Raw genomic sequence first — 18,807 nt, forward strand, 5'->3', positions numbered from 1 at the left:
ATTCGCCCCCCTTAGCTCTCCAAGTATCTTTTTTCAGCCAAACCCGCTTTTCTTCTATAGATCCAGATGATGACTGCTGCAGAAATCCAGATTAAGCTCATTACTTGAGCGATTCGAAGAGAAGTATCCCAGACAATCAAACTGTCTGTACGCAATCCTTCCACAAAAAAACGGCCGATTGAGTACCAGATAATATAAGTTAAGAACAGTTCCCCTCTATGAAGGTTTGCTCTGCGTAAATAAAGAAGAATAATGACACCCGCGAAGCTCCAAAGAGATTCATATAAAAATGTTGGGTGATAATAGGTTCCATCAATATACATCTGATTGATGATAAAGTCAGGCAGCATCAATGACTCCAGGAAATCTCTTGTAACAGGTCCACCGTGAGCCTCCTGGTTCATAAAATTGCCCCAGCGGCCGATCGCTTGACCAAGTAAAATACTAGGTGCCGCAATATCAACAAGCTTCCAAAACGAGATTCCTCTTTTTTTAGAAAAAATAAGAGCTGTTAAAAAAGAACCGATCAACGCACCATGAATAGCGATTCCGCCTTCCCATACTGCAAGGATCTTGCCCGGATTATCTTTATAAAAGTCCCATTCAAACGCAACATAATAAAGTCTTGCACAAAGAATCGCAACAGGAACAGCAATCATAACCACATCTACAAAGGTGTCCTTTGCAAGTCCCCGGCGCTCAGATTCTCTAACGACGAGCCATAGACCGAGCATCGCACCTAAACCAATAATAAGACCGTACCAATAGATCGTGATAGGACCTAACTCCAGCGCTACACGGTCCAACGGCTGAATCGTTTGTTCCACATTCTCCACTTCCTTTTAGTTCTTATAGATCGTCATCGTCTCCAGCTTCGATTACATCTGTCAGCCTCTCGGAAAATTGCTGCGCAGCGTTCATACCCATTCGCTTCAATCGGAAGTTCATGGCTGCTACCTCAATGATTACAGCTAAGTTTCGTCCAGGACGAACAGGGATCGTCAAAATTGGTATCTCTGTATCGATGATTTTCGTTGTTTCCTCTTCCAATCCTAGTCGGTCATACACCTTTTTAGAATCCCAAGCTTCAAGATTCATAACAATTGAGATCTTTTTATAGTTGCGGATCGCTCCAGCACCAAATAGTGTCATCACATTGATGATTCCAAGACCTCTGATTTCTAAAAGATGCTGAATCAGTTCAGGTGCGCTCCCAATCAGCGTATCTTCATCTTCCTGACGGATTTCAACAGAATCATCGGCAACGAGTCTGTGACCGCGCTTTACGAGTTCAAGCGCCGTTTCACTCTTACCAACTCCTGAGTTACCGGTAATGAGCACACCAATACCATATATATCGACAAGCACACCATGCTTCGCAGTCGTTGGTGCAAGGCGGCTCTCAAGAAAGTTCGTGATCCTGCTCGAAAGACGTGTTGTCGTAACAGGTGAGCGCATGATCGGCACACCTGTTTTGTGTGAAGCCTTCAGCAGCTCTTTTGGCACCTCGATATCTCGTGAAACGATGATTCCAGGAGTTTCATCTGTACAAAGCAGGCTCAATCTTTCCATGCGTGTTTCAGGATCCAGCTCAGAAATGAACGACAGCTCCGTTTTTCCTAATAACTGAAGTCGCTCTCCCGGATAAAATGTAAAATACCCAGCCATCTCAAGACCAGGGCGTGAAATATCGCTCGTACGAATCGTGCGGTGAATGCCTTCCTCACCGCTGACAAGCTCCAGTTGAAACTTATTGATTAATTCATGAATATGTACCTTCGCCATAGGGTCCTCCTTGACATTTTCCAATGATTCTATTGTATCACTTCACAACCGTATTAACCAAAAGGTAGGTTTGAATTTAATGAGTCAGATGTCCACGCATAAACATTCACAGGGATCGCGTTGAATGTCGTGTTTTTCTCATGTGCCATGCCAAGCTTAAGCGCAACACTGATAGACCGTTCATTTTGCTTCTGAATCAGGCAGATTAGTCGCTTTAATCCGAGTTTTTGGCATGCGTATTGTTTAAAAAAGACAGCCGCTTCTGTCGCATATCCGTTTCCCCAATATTCCTTAGCGATCCAATAACCGATTTCGAATTCTTTCTTGCCGTCTACTGCTTGCTGAACAACACCAGCATGACCAATCGGATGCTCGGTTTCTTTATGTAGTATGAGATATAGTCCTCTGCCGTCCCGGTAGCCCGGGAGAAGCCATTCCCGGAAACTTTTTCGAGCTTCTTCCGGAGAACGTGTTACACCTTTTCCGATGTATCGAACGACTGCGGGGTCTGCCCAAAGCGAGGAGAAAAAAGAGAAATCTTCACTTGTATATGGTCTAAATTGTAGCCGTTCCGTTTCCATATTTAATTTCTCCTTTAAAAATAAAGACCGTTTGAATGATTCAAACAGTCCCTGTTTTATTGTTTATTCGTTTACTGTTATTAAAATTTTATCATGAACAGACAGCTTCTGGCTTGGTTTTGTTAAACAATCGTTTAAAAGAATCTTGCCAGCTTTAATTTTTTGAACGATTTTGGTACGGCTCCAGCCCTCGATATGATCTGCAAGTGTACGGTCTAATCGGAAGTTTCCTTCTGTTGCAGAGATATTAATTTCAAATGTCTCCTTTTCTGAACGGAGTGTAATCTTTTCGCCTTCCTCGATCGGTTTGAATTCTGTAGAAACAAGTGTCGCTGGATCAACATGTTCAGAAAAAGATTTGTAGATATCGAGCTTTTTGTTCCAGGAATGATTCTTCGGACACTTATAAATCGCAAATTGATAAATGTTTTTACCGTTCGCGTTATGTCTTCGTATTGTCGTATCTGTAAAAGTTGTGACCTTCCCGCACATTTTGCATTGTTTTTTTACTGTATCCGCTTCTTGTTTTTTACGTAATACTAAAGAGTATTGTTGATTTTCCATAGTTTTTTCACCTCGAAATAGTAGCGAGGGAAATACAACTTCCATTTGATAGTCTTGCAGAACGAAAAAAAACCTCCCTAAAATAGAGAGGTTCTTGAACGCATAGTTAAAGAATTAACGGACTGCAGTTCGCTGTATTTCCTCTGTAATGGGATGTAGACAGACTTCTCCCGTGGTCAAAAACGTAAGGTTTTTTAACGGCTGAGAAGCGATCCAATTGTTGTCCATTACAGATTAGATGTTGGCATACAGGTCACTAAAGTTCCTTTCTTTCAAATAGATTGAATTTATTTTACCATATTTTAAATAAAATGGGTATAAAAATACCTCCCGCTTTCGACGAGAGGTATTAATAATTATTTGTAGATTACGATCGAGCCAACAGATTTGTCTTTTGCTTGTCCGTTAACACGAACCTTTAGTCCGTATTTTCCGATGTTTCGTCCAGCCTCAGGCATATATTTGTTCATGAATGACTGATTGTCATTAAATAAGGATACCGCTGGCTGGCTTTTAAGTGTTAATGATTGTAATCCTGGATAGTCTAAGTTTAAACCAGATGTTTTGTCTAAACCGAATGCCGCATCAGCAATGTGGTAACGAGTACTTGCTTGTACTTTTTCACCTGTAGCCATGTCCCACAGTAAATTTGTATTTGTGTGAGCATCCACTACTCCTACGAAACCATCACCTGGATGAACTCCTGTCCAGTTTTCTGTATAAGATGGGTCAACATACCAAACTACTAATCCACCATCATAGCTCATTAAAGACTGACCGCGTTTAATGTTCTTAAGACCCATATCTACTCCAGCATGATTTCTCCACTCAAGTAAATAGTAGTGATCACCATAACGGTATCCATCAGATTTATCAAAACCTTTTTGAATGAATGAGCTCGTACCTTCAGCACCATCCTCAAATACGGAAGCTCCATCAGCAGTTACTTTTACATTATCTACATAGAAACCATCTTCACTTGTACCCCAGTCCGTAATGTAACGGAACTTAAGTTGCACTTTTTGTCCTGCGTAAGCAGAAAGATCAAACTCTTGTGCCGTCCATCCATTTGAATTGCCCGTAAACCCAGGGAGGTTTGGAGCAATCGTTGGATACGCACCCGGAACAGGATTAGAAGTAGTGTTTGAATTTCCTAGAGAAGTCCATGTTGCACCTTCGTCAGTTGACACTTGAACAAATGCATAATCCCAGTCTTTTTCAATCTCATACCAAGAATCAAAGTTTAATGTAGCCGACGTCTTTCCAGTAAGATCAACAGTTGCTACCATATTAGTGTCAATTTCATCGCCAACTCCGCCAAAGTATTCGTAACTACCTGTTTTTGGAGTATTGATTAACGTTTTCTTTTGTGGAAGATTTACTTTGATAGCTTGATTGTTTTGACCATTTGGTGAATTACTTTGATCTAATAAAAACTGTGCTCCATTAGATGATACTTCATCCCAGTCTAACTCAACTGTAGATGTCCAGTTTCCGCCTAAATAAGACTGGAAATACGATTTCGCTAAGGGTGAGAAACCTGTAGGTTCTGTCCCTGCAATTTTCCCAGCCCATGAACCAGCAGACATTATAGACCAGTATCCTACTGGCTCACCAGATCCAGAATAAACAGTGTCATACTCATCCGGATAACCAAGATCGTGCCCGTATTCATGAGCAAAAACTCCAGTTGCTCCGTCTTCTGGCATCATTGTGTAATCATAGAACCCAGGAAGGCCTTGACCTAGACCATCTGGATCATAGAATGATGCTGAACGGTGAGACCAAATTGCGTTATCTCCCTGTGAACCACCACCTGCTTCTTGTCCCATCCCAGAATGGATAATCATTAAGTGATCAACAAGTCCGTCTGGCTCACGCAAGTTGCCATCGCCATCCAAGTCATGAACATCCTCTTGATCATAGTCCTGCAATGGTACTCCAGCTGCTTTTGCAGCTATTAAGGTATCTCTAACTAATTGTTTAGATCCACCTGGTGCAACGTTATCATGGCCTCCTCTTTCTACATCATCCGCTCCATAAAAAGCTGCAGTTCCAGGAACTTTTAGCCATCCATACGCGTTACCCTGTACGGAATATGTACCTCCAGACTGCTGTTCATAGAATTGTTTCATAGAGACTAAATCTTCTCCATTTGGACCTTTTACACCATCTTCACCAAATATCATATCTTCATAATGTGATAGTGGATAATCTTCATAATAGTTATCAGTTTCGTCAGGCTGGATGTTGTTATGAGCAAAATCAGAATACTCTACTGCGAGAACAAGAACTTTGTCTTCTCTTTTAGTACCTGTATACGATGTTTCTTTTACTGGATCTGGATTTCCTTTTAAATGACCGTTCTTTTTACCATTACCTTTTAATAAACTGTCTTTAAAATCATTAAATTCACGCTGTTTTTTTCCTTCTGCAGCTTTCGCTTTTGTAGCGATTGGATCATTTCCAACTGCTTTATTCTCTTTCCCTTTAAAATCAAGGTAATTATGTAAAGCTGTTTCCTTCTGTTTTGCAGAAGCGTTCTCTGAAATTACACCTCTTTTAATAAGCGATTCTAGTAATTTCTCCTCGTTTACGATAGCTAGATCAAGACTAGAATGGGAGTGTGTGTGCTTCCCTTTTAATACTTCATCTAATGCTGTTTGTGCTTTAACATCCATTGACCCTGCAAACAAGGATGATGAAGCTAGTCCAAACGACAAACTAGTTGCTAGCAGGACTTTCCCCCAAGACTTATTTCTTTTCCCCATAAATAACTACCCCTCCTGATTGAATAGTATAAATATTCAGATTTGTTTTGCTATTAAAATTTACCATATTATCCATCATTTTAAATTGGACTTCCGTACTATAAAAAGAACAATTTGTGTGTTTAGTACTAGTTCTTTATGCTCATTTTTATATTAAAAATATTGCTTTTTCCCCAAAATAAAAACACCTCTGCAGTTAGAGGTGTCGAATCATTATTTTCTTTTCTTTTTTCTTTTCTTCAAAGGTTCCAAGATAAAGTTTGTCAGGAACATATTGAGCAAGGATATGATAATGGCTGAAAGGAGCGCCATTCCAAAGCCATCGATATTAAAGGAGTCACCCATTAATTCAGCTGTCAGTGAAAGGAGTGCTGCATTGATTACGATAAGAAATAATCCTAAAGAAATAATAGTGACTGGCAGTGTCAAAAGTACTAATATCGGTTTTAAGAAAACATTAAACAGCGACAACAATACGCTGGCTAATAGTGCAGCACTGATATTTTCGATATGAAACCCATCGAAATACCCAGCGACAACCATTAAAGCAATCGTATTAATTAATAAGGAAGCCAGCCAGCTTTTCATTTATACGTCGCTTTCTTCAGGCATGACTGCCATTGCGATAATGTAGGAAAGTCCTACAGGAATTACCGCTGTAAAAATGGCAAGAGCTACTGTTCCGAGCCGTACAACAGTTGCGTCAACATTCATATATTCAGCGAGTCCGCCGCAAACTCCAGCGATTTTCGCGTCATTAGATCTTTTCAGCTTTTTCATAAAATAACATCACCTCTATTTGGCTTTTAACACCGCAATTGAACCTGTTTTTGCTTCAGCTTCAAGCTTGAACGGCGGCCATGTTGTTCCTTTATTCGCGATAAAAGAGAGAAATTTTCGCGTGACTTCCTTTTTCTCTTCTCTAACTTCTACAGAATCAAAGTCACAAATAAATCCTCCGACAATCGTTTTCAGCACCGCATCAAGTTCTAGTGTTTCCGGGAATTCAGTTTCTATTTTTCCCGTCACCGTCTTAAAAGATGCATACCCTTCAACAGGTGAGGCAAAACGGCAGTAGATCGATCCATTAATGGTTTCAGAACGCACCTGTGAAGCATCAACTGTAAGCCGGACCGGACCATTCATCGTGTCTGCTTCAACGTCTTTATACGCACATTCTTTTAGTGTTAATGAACCATTTGCGGCTGTTGCTTTGACTGCTTCTCCCGAACAATGATTAACGGCAATTGCTCCAACTGTCGTTTTTACGGTTAGTGTTTTTGCCTGGCAATCACTGATTTTAACAGGACCATTAAAAGTCGTAATTTTAATTACATCATATGAATCTCTTGGAACCGAGATAACGGCATTCACTTTTTGATGTTTATTCCTAGAATAAAAACGCATTTTTGTTGCGTCACAATCATAGAACGTCTCATTTCTGAACTTTGTTTTTGCAGAAGATCCTTCAGGCACCTTGTAAACGTGGGCATCACATTCAACTTGGACATCCTTTCGATCCCAAGGCACAATCGTAACTGATCCATTATAGACTTCAATGTCCATCTCCTGAAACATCACATGGCTGTCTTGAAAAACATAATTTACCGGCTCTGATGGTCCAAAGTTCAAATCAAAATCAACAGTCTTAATCCGTTTTACGACACGATCAAAGAACTTTGCCACTTTGTAGCCGGATGACGGGAGCTTTACAGCAGTAGCTCCGTTCACAGCTTTCTTTTTTAGACTGATCGGACTCAGTGAGCTGATTTGCATTTTCTTCTTGTCATTTAAGGCATATAGCAATTTTTCAGCCTCTTCCGCTGAAATTTTCCCTTCGTTTAACATGTTTAAAATCATTTTCCGTTCTTCCATGCATTGACGCCTCCCTTTTGGATTCCGTCACCGGCGCCGGCTGATTCTAAGGTGTCTGATACGTTTCCGGTATTACTTGTACGATTTATGAGAGAATAACCTTTATCCCTTTAACAATATTCCAGATGGTCACAATTAATGTCAAAGTACCAAAAATGAGTGCGCTGATTATTATTGCAGCTAAATGATATTGTGTTTCAAAAACGATAATAATTCCTAGCGGTACTGCGACAATTGGCAATAAGTGCGATAAAAATGATTTTTTTGCATGCTCCATTACTTCAGAATCATCTACAATTAAGTAAACGACGATCGGAAAAAGAAACGGTGCAAAAAACAAACTAAAATAACATATAGCAGAAACTGCTTTTTTCGTGCCCTCTTTCATAACATGACCTCCTGCTCTGAATGAAAACGAAAACCGAACATGAATGCAAGCAAAAGGCATGTGCCTTTTTTTACTTCGACCTCATGAAACAAACTTCCTTTTTCCCTATACCCATTCGACATAACTTCTAAAATTCCGTATGATAATGACAAAAACCCCAAAGGGAGCGTCTTCCATTTGAAAAATATTAAAACCTTAAAGGTACTTTTTATAGTATTAACCATGCTAATGATCACTAGCATTATATTCGGTGTTATGACCGAAAATGATAGGGATTTAAGTGTTTCTGATCGAATTCTTGCCGGTATGATCGGCTCGTTAATTGCTACAGCAATTAATTATGTAGTATACAAACTTCTTTCTAAGATATGGAAATAAATCACTCATCTATTTTATATGAAAATTGTCGATTTGAGGAGAAATTGTTTGAATTTCGAGCAAAAAAGGGAATGATACATATAAACAGGAACAGGAGTGATGTCTAATGTCTGAAGAGAAGAAGAAACAAAGAAGAAAAATGGACAATCCTGAACAATACGATACAGATATAGAAAGCTTATTTGATAAATTTGAAAGCGAAAAAAATGTAGACCCTATTCCGATGGAAGATCTGAAACAAGAAAAACGTGAAGAAAAAGATAAGAAGGGGACGAAAGATTCTTCGTCTAGTGAGAAGAAATATAAGTGAAAACGAAACAGTGCTCCCAAACGAGTTGGGGCACTGTTTTTTGATTGGATTTTTGATTCATCTAAACTAACGCGAATTTTCGTTTAATACAACATCAGAGAAGATTCTGTGTTTGCACATATTCACTTGTTCTATCATATGACCAATATTCCCCTCTCCAGCAAAAAGGGACATATCAAAAAAATCTTCACTCAAATCAGACCAAAATAAAGGATGTTCATCACCTGAGACGATAACATCTCGTTTCAATCTACCCACATAAACTTCAACATAACAATGATTCAAATAGTATGTGAAATCCATTAAATGATGAAGCATAATATCTTCATTTGAAATGCTAGTTTCTTCAAAAAGTTCTCGATACGCAGCTTCAAAACCTGTTTCTCCAACCTCAATTTTTCCCCCAACTAAATTACTCAATCCTTTATAGGGATGATTTAATCTTTTACACATTAATAATTTATCCAGGCTTCTACTGTAAATCATAATAACGTTATAACCTTGCATTTAAACAAACCTCCTTTATAAAACGTGTCCTTTACTGCAAGAAAAATTACTTTTAAAAAACTATTTTTTGAATTATAAGTCTTGTTTGTACACAATGCCGTGTTCTATGTATATCTTTAAAAGCATCATTGCTTCTCCCCAACCAATAGCACATCCAATACAGGCATTTAAGTCCTTCTCAGAATTTGAATATCCCGCCTCTTCAAGAATTATTAATGTTCCTTCTTTATAAGGTTCAAGTTTAAAGGATACGGTTGTTTTCCTTTCTCCCGGAGACCATTGAAATATAAATGATTTGTTTGAAATCGCTTCAAGAATTCTGCCTCAATCTTCAATATTCTCTTTTTTATTGCCGAATTCAGTCCATCTTAATCGAATTTCACCCGTTCCTTCAGGCGTTAATTGTATAGAAGTATTATCCGTGAACCAGGAATTCCAACCCTCTGCAGTTGAAAGTATGTTAAATACTTCTTCTTGATCAGCTTTAATATATGTTTTATGTGTAATTGAAGGCATACCTTTCTCCCTCCTTTTCCTCTAAATTCTATAAAAATATACAACTCACCTCCTGTAAAAATGTTTCAAATAAAATTAAAAAAGAGATCAAACCATCTATATTTATGATTTAATCTCTTCAGAGTTATTTAGCTAACTTTTCTTTTTCTTTGATTTTACCTGTCATACGCTTCTTATCACGTTTTAAAATTGGTGCAAGATAGCGGCCGGTGTGGGATTCTTCAACCTCAGCAAGTTCCTCAGGTGTTCCTGCTCCAACGATCATGCCTCCCTTGTCCCCGCCTTCAGGACCTAGGTCGATCAAGTGATCACACTGTTTGATAACATCAAGGTTATGCTCAATAACTAGAACAGAATCCCCGTTATCAACGAGACGCTGCAGTACAACGAGTAAACGTGAAATATCATCCACGTGAAGTCCAGTTGTAGGTTCATCGAGAATATAAATCGTTTTCCCTGTTGAACGTTTATGCAGCTGCGAAGCCAGTTTTACACGCTGCGCTTCCCCGCCTGATAATGTTGTTGCTGACTGACCAAGTTTGATGTAGCCAAGTCCTACATCAAGAATGGTTTGAAGCTTGCGTTTAATCTTAGGGATATTCGCAAAGAAATCTACTGAATCCTCAACGGTCATATCAAGAATGTCTGCAATGTTTTTCCCTTTATACTTCACTTCAAGTGTTTCGCGGTTATATCGCTTTCCATGACACACTTCGCACGGTACATAAACATCCGGTAAAAAGTGCATCTCGATTTTAATGATTCCGTCTCCGCGGCAAGCTTCACACCTACCTCCTTTTACGTTGAAGGAGAAACGGCCTTTTTTGTATCCACGCACTTTCGCTTCATTCGTTGATGCAAACACATCACGAATATCGTCAAAAACGCCTGTGTAAGTTGCTGGATTTGAGCGAGGTGTACGTCCGATCGGTGACTGATCGATATCAATAACTTTATCGATATGCTCCAGACCTTTGATCGACTTGTGTGTACCTGGTTTGTCTTTTGCACGGTGAAGTTTTTGTGCTAGCGCTTTGTGCAAAATCTCATTTACAAGCGTACTTTTCCCAGAGCCAGAAACACCTGTAACGCCAGTGAACAATCCTAGTGGGATTTTAGCAGAGACATTTTTCAGGTTGTTTTCTGTCGCACCCTTCACCTCGATGTAACGGCCATCTGGTTTACGTCTTTTCTTCGGAAGAGGTATAAACTTCTTGCCAGACAGATACTGACCTGTAAGTGATTCAGGGTCTTCCATAATCTCCTGCGGTGTCCCTTGTGATGTGATCACACCGCCGTGAGCACCTGCACCAGGACCAATATCAATGATATAGTCCGCCGCAAGCATCGTATCTTCATCATGTTCAACTACGATTAACGTGTTTCCAAGTGAACGCATTTCTTCAAGTGTACGGATCAGCCTGTCGTTATCACGCTGGTGAAGACCGATTGATGGCTCATCCAGAATATAGAGAACACCCATTAAACGTGAACCAACCTGTGTAGCAAGACGAATACGCTGTGCTTCTCCGCCTGACAAAGTACCCGCTGAACGGCTGAGCGTAAGGTAGTCGAGTCCAACGTTAATTAGGAAACCTGAGCGATCCACGATTTCTCGTAAAATTAATTTTGCGATGGCTTGCTCTTTTTCTGTCAGGTCAAGGTTATCGAAAAATTCTTTTGCCTCCGTAATAGAAAGAGATGTTGTTTCTCCGATATGTCTTCCGTTAATTAATACTGATAGTGCTTCTTTTTTCAGACGGTGTCCTTTACATGTCGGACACGGTTTCTGTGCCATGTAGCCTTCCATCTGTTCACGGATGTAATCAGAGCTTGTCTCTCTGTAACGGCGCTGAATATTCCCAAGAACACCTTCAAACTGAATCTCATTTTTACGGATTTGACCAAAATCATTTTTATAACGGAAAGTAAGATATTCCTTACTTCCGTTTAATATTTTATCCATCTGATCTTTTGGCAGGTTTTCTACTGGCACATCCATATCAATACCGAAATGGTTACAGATGCTCTCTAAGAGCTGAGGATAATATTGAGAACTAATCGGTTCCCATGGTGCAATTGCATTTTCACGCAATGTGCGGCTCCAATCTGGAATTACCAGTTCAGGATCCACTTCAAGCTTAACTCCAAGCCCGTCACAAGATGAACAAGCTCCGAACGGACTGTTAAATGAGAACAGACGTGGTTCGAGTTCACCGATAGAAAAACCGCAATGAGGACATGCATGATTTTGAGAGAATAAAAGTTCTTCTTCTCCCATTACATCAACCACTACACTTCCGCCTCCAAGATTTAAAGCAGCTTCAAGAGAGTCTGCTAAACGAGTCGCGATTCCCTCTTTAACTACGATCCGGTCAATAACGATTTCAATAGAGTGTTTTTTATTTTTTTCTAGTTTGATTTCTTCTGAGACTTCCCGCATTTCTCCATCTACACGAACGCGGACATATCCTTGCTTCTTAATGTCTTCAAGAGCTTTAACGTGCTCGCCTTTACGACCAGAAACAACTGGTGATAAAATTTGCAGCTTCGTTCGTTCCGGATATTCTAAAATTCGGTCTACCATTTGTTCAATCGTTTGAGATGTAATCTCTACATGATGAACAGGACAAACAGGACGTCCGATACGCGCAAATAATAGACGAAGGTAATCATAGATTTCAGTAACCGTTCCAACCGTTGAACGCGGATTGCGGCTTGTTGTCTTCTGATCGATCGAGATAGCCGGTGATAGACCTTCTATAGAATCAACATCCGGCTTGTCCATCTGTCCGAGGAACTGACGGGCATACGCAGATAGAGATTCAACGTAACGGCGCTGACCTTCTGCATAAATCGTATCGAAAGCCAGAGAAGATTTCCCCGAACCAGATAAGCCGGTTAAAACTACCAGCTTATCACGCGGGATCGTAATATCTATATTCTTTAAATTATGGGCTCTAGCACCCTTAACAATAATGTTTTGATTGGTTGCCAACTGCTATCATCCTTCCGCTTTTAACTCAAGTATGAGGTCACGAAGCTCTGCTGCACGCTCGAACTGAAGGTTCTTGGCGGCGTCCTTCATCTCTTTTTCCATACGCTCGATAAAGGCTTCGCGATCTTTCTTGCTCATCTTTTGCTTAGGAGCTTGTGCACCTGTATAAGTTTCTGTATCTTCAGCAGCTTGTGTAGCACGAATGACATCACGAACTTCTTTCTTAATCGTAGTCGGAGTTATGCCGTGCTTTTCATTATGTTCCATCTGCTTCTGTCGACGGCGCTGCGTTTCATCGATCGCAATCTGCATGGATTTCGTTATTTTATCTCCGTACATGATAACGTGTCCGTTTGAGTTACGGGCAGCACGTCCAATCGTCTGAATAAGTGAACGCTCTGAACGAAGGAAACCTTCTTTATCTGCATCTAAAATTGCAACAAGTGATACTTCAGGAATATCGAGTCCTTCTCTTAAAAGGTTAATCCCGACAAGAACATCAAAAACTCCAAGTCGAAGGTCACGTATGATTTGAATCCGCTCAAGTGTTTTGATTTCTGAGTGAAGATAGCGGACTTTTATTCCGAGCTCTACGAAATAGTCGGTCAGATCCTCAGACATTTTTTTCGTTAACGTTGTAACTAGCACTCTTTCATTCCGAGCAACTCTTTCGTTAATTTCACCGAGCAAATCGTCAATCTGCCCTTTGATCGGACGCACTTCTAATGTAGGATCAAGCAAACCTGTAGGACGAATAATCTGCTCAACAGGGTCTGGTGCATGTTCAAGCTCATAAGGTCCTGGTGTTGCTGATACATAGATGTGCTGAAACTTCGTATATCTTTCAAATTCATCAAAGGTTAATGGACGGTTGTCTTTTGCTGAAGGCAGACGGAAACCATGATCAACAAGAACACTTTTTCTCGCTTGGTCTCCATTAAACATTCCACGAATCTGCGGAAGTGTAACATGCGACTCGTCGATAACAATTAAAGAATCATCCGGAAAATAGTCCAGCAATGTATAAGGAGTAGATCCTAAAGGACGAAGTGTTAAATGAACAGAATAATTCTCGATTCCCGAACAGAATCCCATTTCAGCCATCATCTCAAGATCGTAGCGGGTACGCTGTTCCAGTCTCTGTGCTTCCAGCAGTTTCCCTGCTTCATTAAGCTCTTTAAGCCGGTCCTCAAGTTCAGCTTCGATCCGTTTGATCGCAAGCTTCATCTTTTCTTCACGGGTTACGAAGTGGGATGCCGGGAAAATAGCAACGTGTTTACGTTCGCCTAATATTTCACCTGTAAGTGCATCTACTTCTGTAATTCTGTCGATCTCATCACCAAAAAACTCCACTCGCAAGCAATGTTCGTCACGTGAAGCCGGGAAGATTTCCACAACATCACCGCGAACACGGAACGTACCACGAGTGAAATTGATATCGTTTCGATTGTACTGAATATCTACCAAATCACGTAAAAGCTGATCACGGTCTCTTTCCATTCCTTCTCTGAGCGAGATTACCATGTCGCGGTATTCGTCTGGAGAACCTAGACCGTAGATACAAGAAACACTGGCAACAATAATAACGTCTTTTCGTTCAAAAAGAGAAGAGGTTGCGGAGTGACGAAGTTTATCGATCTCATCGTTGATGCTGGCATCTTTTTCGATGTACGTGTCTGAATGAGCGATGTAGGCTTCAGGCTGATAATAATCGTAGTACGACACAAAATATTCAACCGCATTATTCGGAAAAAACTCCTTCAGCTCACTATAAAGCTGGCCGGCTAATGTTTTGTTATGAGCAATGACAAGAGTCGGTTTGTTCACTTCCTGAATGACATTCGATACGGTAAACGTCTTCCCTGTTCCGGTCGCACCAAGCAATGTCATGCTTTTCTTTCCTGCATTAATATTGTTCACAAGGTGTTTGATCGCTGCGGGCTGATCCCCTTGTGGCTGATAATCAGATTTGATTTCAAACATTTGACTTTGACTCACAAAACCGAACCTCCGTTCCTAATTTCTGGTTACTCAAATTATAGCACAGCACCGATCCAAAAACCTAATAATTACGAACAAATATTCGCAGAAGTTTCTGGAAGGAATTCATAGTGGTATACTTAAAGGCAGGCGCTGGTTGGGAAATAAATTGTTTGGGGTCAGACCCCATTTCCCGCTAGCTGTATCAACGGTTTCGGGGAAATTGTAGCAGGTGTGTCCCCAAAAGGAGATGCTTTTAATTGGAATTTTTCTATATATTACTTGGATTGTGCATTGGTATATTCTCAGGATTTTTCGGCATTGGCGGAGGCTTTATTCTGACGCCGGTACTTATTTTGTTTGGGATTCCTCCACTCTCTGCGATTGGGACGAGTTTGATGTATTCGATCGGGACGAGCGTGTCAGGCGTTGCTGCTCACTTGCGGTATAAGAATATTATCTGGAAAACTGCTGCTGTCATCGGTTTTGTTGGTGTACTAGCGACTCAAGTGGCTCATCCGCTTGTAGTATGGCTTGAGAGAATGGGTTATGACGATACAATCATCCCGGTTTTCTATATTTTGCTTCTTGCATACTTTGCACTTTCCCTGCTTTATAAACAATCAAAACACAACAAAAGTACTGAATCAGGCCAAAGGCAAATTTCTTTTTCTTTGGTGAAAGTCGTTTTCATTGGATTTACCGGAGGTTTTATTTCTGCGACCCTTGGTGTTGGCGGAGGCTTTGTAATGGTGCCCTTGCTGATCTCAATGATGAACTTCCCCTCCAGAAAAGCAGTCGGAACAAGTTTGGTCAGTGTTTTCTTAATCGTAACGGCTGGTTTCTTAACGTACGCAGCATCCATTCAGCTCGACTACAAACTTGGCATTCTCTTAATCCTGGGGGCTTTAGTCGGCACACAGCTTGGCGCTAAACTAACGACCATTTATTCGAACGAACAAATTCAAAAATATTTAGGAGCTCTATACATCACGATTTTAACCTCTGTTATATTGAAGCTTTTCAATTTTGATAAAGCTGGTCTAGGAGTAATCACGATCTACGTCTTAACATTACTAATCCTCTTCTTAAGAGAAACGATCTCGCATACAAAAAGAAAGACGTCTACCTCATAAAGGTGACGTCTTTTTCTATTTTACTTTTCTCTTTTGTTTTTTATAGATTTTCAACCCAAGAAAAAAGCCTATAATTGTAGAAATTCCAGCAATGATTTGGAGCGGCAGCGGCTGATGTAAACCATCTAACCCGAAAATTAATATTAAAATGGTGATCCCTAACGGCAGAAACTTTGAAAATAACACTCTGTTAAATAACAGCAGCAAGAACACTGGAAACAGAGCCGCAAAAACATACTCCATCATGAAACAATTGACCCCTCTCATCGGAACGCTCAAAAACACAACTTTAGTAAACGTTCATCTTTACCTCTCTAAATTTAACCAAACTCCCTATACAAAAACAAGGAAATTGTTATGGGAAATAAATTGTTTGGGGCCAGACCCCATTTCCCAATGAAACTTTCTGTTTAGATGGACGTACAGTAGGATAATGTATACAAAGTTCGAATATGATTAACAATGTATCTTTAAGGAGATGATTGATATGTTAAAGAAAATACTAAAATCGTTATTGGGTCACAAAAGCTATAAAAAATACAGCAGCTCTGGATACAAGCACAAGAAAAGCTATAGAAAGTACAGCAGCAGTGACTTTGGAAAGAAGCATTATGGCGGTTATGGCCATAAGCATTACAAGAAGAAAAAGAGAAGCAGCTTCTTTAGCAGCTGATCTTCCCTAGCTGATTATTCCTAATGATCACTGAATTCCTAAAAGGTCTTCAAAGAACACTATTTGATAGACCTCTTAAACCGGGTCTCCTCATTCAAGAACGTTATCGTATTACCGAAGTGTTAGGGATGGGGAGTTACGGAATTACTTATTTAGCACTTGATAACCTAACAAAAACTACCGTTGTTCTGAAGCAGCTTCGAAAAACAAAGGCAAAAACAAAAAGCGGACTCCGGTCTTTCCAGAGAGAGTCTGAAATTCTTAAAGCAGTGAATCACCCACAAGTCCCAAAGCTTCTAGATGAATTTCAAAATAATAAAGGTTTATTTATCACTATGGAATGGGTACAGGGAGAGACTTTTGAGGATCTGATCTTTCGCGATCAGCACTCGTACAATGAAAAAGAAACCAAAGCCATTTTACTGGAGCTTTTAAACATTATTGAGTCCTTTCACGAAAAAGACATCATACACCGTGATCTTCGCATACCGAATATCATTCAGCGAAATGGAACGCTGCACATCATTGATTTTGGACTGGCTTGTTTTTTATCAGATGAAGAAACGTTAGATCCTGATGACCATCCCGAAAAACTGCGAATGCAACCCGTCACCGTTGAAAGCGATCTTTTTGCACTTGGTCATTTTGCCTTGTTTCTCCTCTATTCTTCCTATGATCCTCAATCTAAAAAGGAAAAGAGCTGGGAAGAGGAATTAACGATTTCACATTCATTCAAGGCCGCACTTCGCAACATGCTGCAGCTGGACGAGCCTTTTCATTCAGTTGCGGAAGCCCGATCTGCATTAAACCAAATATAAAGCAAAAAACCCGGTTAAATGTCCGGGTTTTTCAAGTTATTGAATTCACTTTTCCTTTTCTCCATGAACTTTTCAAACTCTTTTTCATGTTTTGTCGTAACGGCTAAGTTTTGTAGGGCAATGTGGAATTGCTGATAATCTAATGTAAACAAAAAAAGGTCTTCAAATCCTCTTGCTGTGAACACTCCAAATTCCCATACCGCATTATAATCACGCTTATTAAGCGATTTCGCCATCAGATCCAGCACTTTCAATATTTCGGTGCACACTATTACATTATCTTTTGCATAGTGCCTGATATAGCCAAAAGCATTATATAAATAATGACTAAAGTCTCTTTCTTGTAAAACGACTCGCAAATTATTGTTCTTATCTACTAAATACTTGGAGAATATAGAATTCCGAGAAATCGAAGCAAGGACTTCTCCAAGCTGGTAGATGGCGTTTGTCGCAGTTTTCGGATCATAATTCCCGAGAGATCTTATCGCAACTTCAACCAGTTTATTGATGCTGAACTCTATATCTTGAACTTCCGTCTGCCTTCTTCCAATACTGATAAGAGACATATATTTTTGTTCATCAACTTCATTTTCACCATTTTTCCAATACGTGATAATTGGTGTTGAAGCAAACACATAACTGCCAATCGTATATTCGAGCTGGATCACAATATCATCTTTTTCAGCTTCTTTAATAATAGAAATAAAGTCTACCAACTGAATGTAGCCTGATTTTCCAGCCGATATAGAATTACCCTTATTCTCACAGATATCACTGTTAACCGTGCTTAAATCGTTTACTTTGTAAGGATCAACTTCATCCTCTAACGTATTTTTAACAATAGATAACGCTTCTCTTTTCATGTCGTATGTCATCTGGTTTACTTGCAGCCAGGCGACTGCATGATTAATAAAAAAGATAAACGTTCCCATTGAAAATGCAGCAATGATTGCCGCAAGCAAAGGAACAGCAAAATAATATTCCGCCATTCTTTTATTCAAAAATAGAAAACTCAATAACATATAGATAAAACTCGATGTAAATATGCCCAGCACGCGCTGTGTTGACTTACTTGCAATAAAATTTTTGAGCATTCGGGGTGAAAACTGGCCTGAAAATGTTGTAAAAACAACTAGAATTAAGTTAAAGGTAAAGGTAGTCAGCGTTAAAATCGCAGCTGTAAGTGTTCCCACTAGATTTCGTGTTAGATCATAATCTACCGCAAAAAAAGGGCGCATCTGATCTCCTAAATCGTACTTTAGATCAGTGGTTAGTGTAACACTCACTAATAGAGAAGAAAAAATAACATAAAGCACGGGAGTAAACCACATATTAGATTGAACAGTATGAGATAGTTCCCTCTCAGACATTTTTGTATATTTCTTTAGATAATTATCAAGCAGATTCATCCTAAACATGTGTACATCCTCTCATGACTCAAAAAAGAATAATAACCATTCAGCAGCCAAACTTATTCCTATCATATTTTGCCCTAATTACAAAAAGTAAAACTTCCTCGATCGTTTT

General features: G+C 39.8%; 20 protein-coding genes. 4 read left to right on the forward strand and 16 right to left on the reverse strand.

All coding sequences use genetic code 11. The annotated features are described in order from the left end of the window. Positions 1–11 precede the first annotated feature (11 nt). The 9 genes from lgt to ABE41_RS16450 form a co-directional block, all read right to left on the reverse strand. Entirely contained in the window at positions 12–827 is an 816-nt protein-coding gene (gene lgt, locus ABE41_RS16410; protein ID WP_066292635.1) for a prolipoprotein diacylglyceryl transferase, read from the reverse strand. Positions 828–849: 22 nt separating this feature from the next. Next, entirely contained in the window at positions 850–1,785 is a 936-nt protein-coding gene (gene hprK, locus ABE41_RS16415) for an HPr(Ser) kinase/phosphatase (protein WP_066292637.1), read from the reverse strand. A gap of 53 nt (positions 1,786–1,838) precedes the next feature. Then, entirely contained in the window at positions 1,839–2,366 is a 528-nt protein-coding gene (locus tag ABE41_RS16420) for a GNAT family N-acetyltransferase (protein ID WP_066292640.1), read from the reverse strand. A gap of 63 nt (positions 2,367–2,429) precedes the next feature. Then, the gene (locus tag ABE41_RS16425; RefSeq protein ID WP_066292643.1) at positions 2,430–2,930 is read right to left on the reverse strand and encodes a DUF1062 domain-containing protein; all 501 of its coding nucleotides are present in this window, start codon (positions 2,928–2,930) and stop codon (positions 2,430–2,432) included. Positions 2,931–3,286: 356 nt separating this feature from the next. Then, positions 3,287–5,701 (reverse strand): immune inhibitor A domain-containing protein, encoded by a 2,415-nt coding sequence (locus ABE41_RS16430; protein ID WP_083207842.1) that lies wholly within the window; start codon positions 5,699–5,701, stop codon positions 3,287–3,289. 213 nt (positions 5,702–5,914) lie between these two features. Further along, positions 5,915–6,289 (reverse strand): phage holin family protein, encoded by a 375-nt coding sequence (locus ABE41_RS16435; protein ID WP_066292648.1) that lies wholly within the window; start codon positions 6,287–6,289, stop codon positions 5,915–5,917. Continuing rightward, positions 6,290–6,481 carry a PspC domain-containing protein gene (locus ABE41_RS16440; protein WP_066292651.1) on the reverse strand — a complete coding sequence of 64 codons (192 nt, stop codon included), beginning with the start codon at positions 6,479–6,481 and terminating at the stop codon, positions 6,290–6,292. Between the two features lie 15 nt (positions 6,482–6,496). Further along, complete coding sequence (locus ABE41_RS16445) at positions 6,497–7,576, reverse strand: DUF4097 family beta strand repeat-containing protein (protein WP_066292653.1); 1,080 nt, start codon at positions 7,574–7,576, stop codon at positions 6,497–6,499. Between the two features lie 85 nt (positions 7,577–7,661). Further along, positions 7,662–7,964, reverse strand: a complete 303-nt coding sequence (locus ABE41_RS16450) for a magnetosome magnetite crystal formation protein family (protein WP_066292654.1) — start codon at positions 7,962–7,964, stop codon at positions 7,662–7,664. 484 nt (positions 7,965–8,448) lie between these two features. Here ABE41_RS16450 and ABE41_RS16460 point away from each other — a divergent pair, with 484 nt between their 5' ends. Then, positions 8,449–8,652: a hypothetical protein gene (locus tag ABE41_RS16460; RefSeq protein ID WP_066292657.1), complete on the forward strand. Its 204-nt coding sequence runs from the start codon at positions 8,449–8,451 to the stop codon at positions 8,650–8,652. A 66-nt stretch (positions 8,653–8,718) separates the two neighbouring features. Here ABE41_RS16460 and ABE41_RS16465 read toward each other — a convergent pair whose 3' ends face one another. The 5 genes from ABE41_RS16465 to uvrB all read right to left on the reverse strand — a co-directional run bounded on the left by ABE41_RS16465 (position 8,719) and on the right by uvrB (position 14,656). Beyond that, positions 8,719–9,159, reverse strand: a complete 441-nt coding sequence (locus ABE41_RS16465) for an NUDIX hydrolase (RefSeq protein ID WP_066292660.1) — start codon at positions 9,157–9,159, stop codon at positions 8,719–8,721. Between the two features lie 72 nt (positions 9,160–9,231). After that, the gene (locus ABE41_RS21565; protein WP_083207969.1) at positions 9,232–9,477 is read right to left on the reverse strand and encodes an SRPBCC domain-containing protein; all 246 of its coding nucleotides are present in this window, start codon (positions 9,475–9,477) and stop codon (positions 9,232–9,234) included. A gap of 6 nt (positions 9,478–9,483) precedes the next feature. After that, entirely contained in the window at positions 9,484–9,675 is a 192-nt protein-coding gene (locus tag ABE41_RS16470; RefSeq protein WP_066292661.1) for an SRPBCC family protein, read from the reverse strand. A 124-nt stretch (positions 9,676–9,799) separates the two neighbouring features. Then, positions 9,800–12,673 (reverse strand): excinuclease ABC subunit UvrA, encoded by a 2,874-nt coding sequence (uvrA, locus tag ABE41_RS16475; RefSeq protein ID WP_066292662.1) that lies wholly within the window; start codon positions 12,671–12,673, stop codon positions 9,800–9,802. A 6-nt stretch (positions 12,674–12,679) separates the two neighbouring features. Next, positions 12,680–14,656: an excinuclease ABC subunit UvrB gene (gene uvrB / locus ABE41_RS16480; RefSeq protein WP_066294923.1), complete on the reverse strand. Its 1,977-nt coding sequence runs from the start codon at positions 14,654–14,656 to the stop codon at positions 12,680–12,682. 257 nt (positions 14,657–14,913) lie between these two features. Between uvrB and ABE41_RS16485 the strand changes: the two genes are divergently transcribed. Continuing rightward, complete coding sequence (locus tag ABE41_RS16485) at positions 14,914–15,789, forward strand: sulfite exporter TauE/SafE family protein (protein WP_066292664.1); 876 nt, start codon at positions 14,914–14,916, stop codon at positions 15,787–15,789. Positions 15,790–15,804: 15 nt separating this feature from the next. On the opposite strand, the gene ABE41_RS16490 is transcribed toward ABE41_RS16485, so the two are convergent. Further along, complete coding sequence (locus ABE41_RS16490; RefSeq protein WP_066292668.1) at positions 15,805–16,035, reverse strand: DUF2198 family protein; 231 nt, start codon at positions 16,033–16,035, stop codon at positions 15,805–15,807. A 241-nt stretch (positions 16,036–16,276) separates the two neighbouring features. Between ABE41_RS16490 and ABE41_RS16495 the strand changes: the two genes are divergently transcribed. Together ABE41_RS16495 and ABE41_RS16500 are read left to right on the forward strand one after the other, a co-directional pair. After that, positions 16,277–16,462, forward strand: a complete 186-nt coding sequence (locus ABE41_RS16495; RefSeq protein WP_066292670.1) for a hypothetical protein — start codon at positions 16,277–16,279, stop codon at positions 16,460–16,462. A gap of 23 nt (positions 16,463–16,485) precedes the next feature. Further along, positions 16,486–17,280 (forward strand): serine/threonine protein kinase, encoded by a 795-nt coding sequence (locus ABE41_RS16500; RefSeq protein WP_066292673.1) that lies wholly within the window; start codon positions 16,486–16,488, stop codon positions 17,278–17,280. A 14-nt stretch (positions 17,281–17,294) separates the two neighbouring features. Here the strand turns inward: ABE41_RS16500 and ABE41_RS16505 are convergent, their stop codons facing one another. Continuing rightward, a complete protein-coding gene (locus ABE41_RS16505; RefSeq protein ID WP_253805365.1) occupies positions 17,295–18,698 on the reverse strand; it encodes a DUF2254 domain-containing protein in 1,404 nt (467 codons plus the stop codon). Positions 18,699–18,807 lie beyond the last annotated feature (109 nt).

Source organism: Fictibacillus arsenicus, assembly GCF_001642935.1.
GTDB classification, from domain to species: domain Bacteria; phylum Bacillota; class Bacilli; order Bacillales; family Fictibacillaceae; genus Fictibacillus; species Fictibacillus arsenicus_B.

Coding starts and splice junctions, on each gene's coding strand:
- ABE41_RS16495 (WP_066292670.1), top strand. CDS start 16,277: ATGTTAAAGAAAATACTAAAATCGTTATTGGGTCACAAAAGCTATAAA.
- ABE41_RS16490 (WP_066292668.1), bottom strand. CDS start 16,035: ATGATGGAGTATGTTTTTGCGGCTCTGTTTCCAGTGTTCTTGCTGCTG.
- ABE41_RS16430 (WP_083207842.1), bottom strand. CDS start 5,701: ATGGGGAAAAGAAATAAGTCTTGGGGGAAAGTCCTGCTAGCAACTAGT.
- ABE41_RS16450 (WP_066292654.1), bottom strand. CDS start 7,964: ATGAAAGAGGGCACGAAAAAAGCAGTTTCTGCTATATGTTATTTTAGT.
- ABE41_RS16445 (WP_066292653.1), bottom strand. CDS start 7,576: ATGGAAGAACGGAAAATGATTTTAAACATGTTAAACGAAGGGAAAATT.
- ABE41_RS16435 (WP_066292648.1), bottom strand. CDS start 6,289: ATGAAAAGCTGGCTGGCTTCCTTATTAATTAATACGATTGCTTTAATG.
- ABE41_RS16470 (WP_066292661.1), bottom strand. CDS start 9,675: ATGCCTTCAATTACACATAAAACATATATTAAAGCTGATCAAGAAGAA.
- ABE41_RS16500 (WP_066292673.1), top strand. CDS start 16,486: ATGATCACTGAATTCCTAAAAGGTCTTCAAAGAACACTATTTGATAGA.
- ABE41_RS16460 (WP_066292657.1), top strand. CDS start 8,449: ATGTCTGAAGAGAAGAAGAAACAAAGAAGAAAAATGGACAATCCTGAA.
- ABE41_RS16440 (WP_066292651.1), bottom strand. CDS start 6,481: ATGAAAAAGCTGAAAAGATCTAATGACGCGAAAATCGCTGGAGTTTGC.
- ABE41_RS16425 (WP_066292643.1), bottom strand. CDS start 2,930: ATGGAAAATCAACAATACTCTTTAGTATTACGTAAAAAACAAGAAGCG.
- hprK (WP_066292637.1), bottom strand. CDS start 1,785: ATGGCGAAGGTACATATTCATGAATTAATCAATAAGTTTCAACTGGAG.
- ABE41_RS16420 (WP_066292640.1), bottom strand. CDS start 2,366: ATGGAAACGGAACGGCTACAATTTAGACCATATACAAGTGAAGATTTC.
- uvrB (WP_066294923.1), bottom strand. CDS start 14,656: ATGTTTGAAATCAAATCTGATTATCAGCCACAAGGGGATCAGCCCGCA.
- ABE41_RS16505 (WP_253805365.1), bottom strand. CDS start 18,698: ATGTTTAGGATGAATCTGCTTGATAATTATCTAAAGAAATATACAAAA.
- ABE41_RS16465 (WP_066292660.1), bottom strand. CDS start 9,159: ATGCAAGGTTATAACGTTATTATGATTTACAGTAGAAGCCTGGATAAA.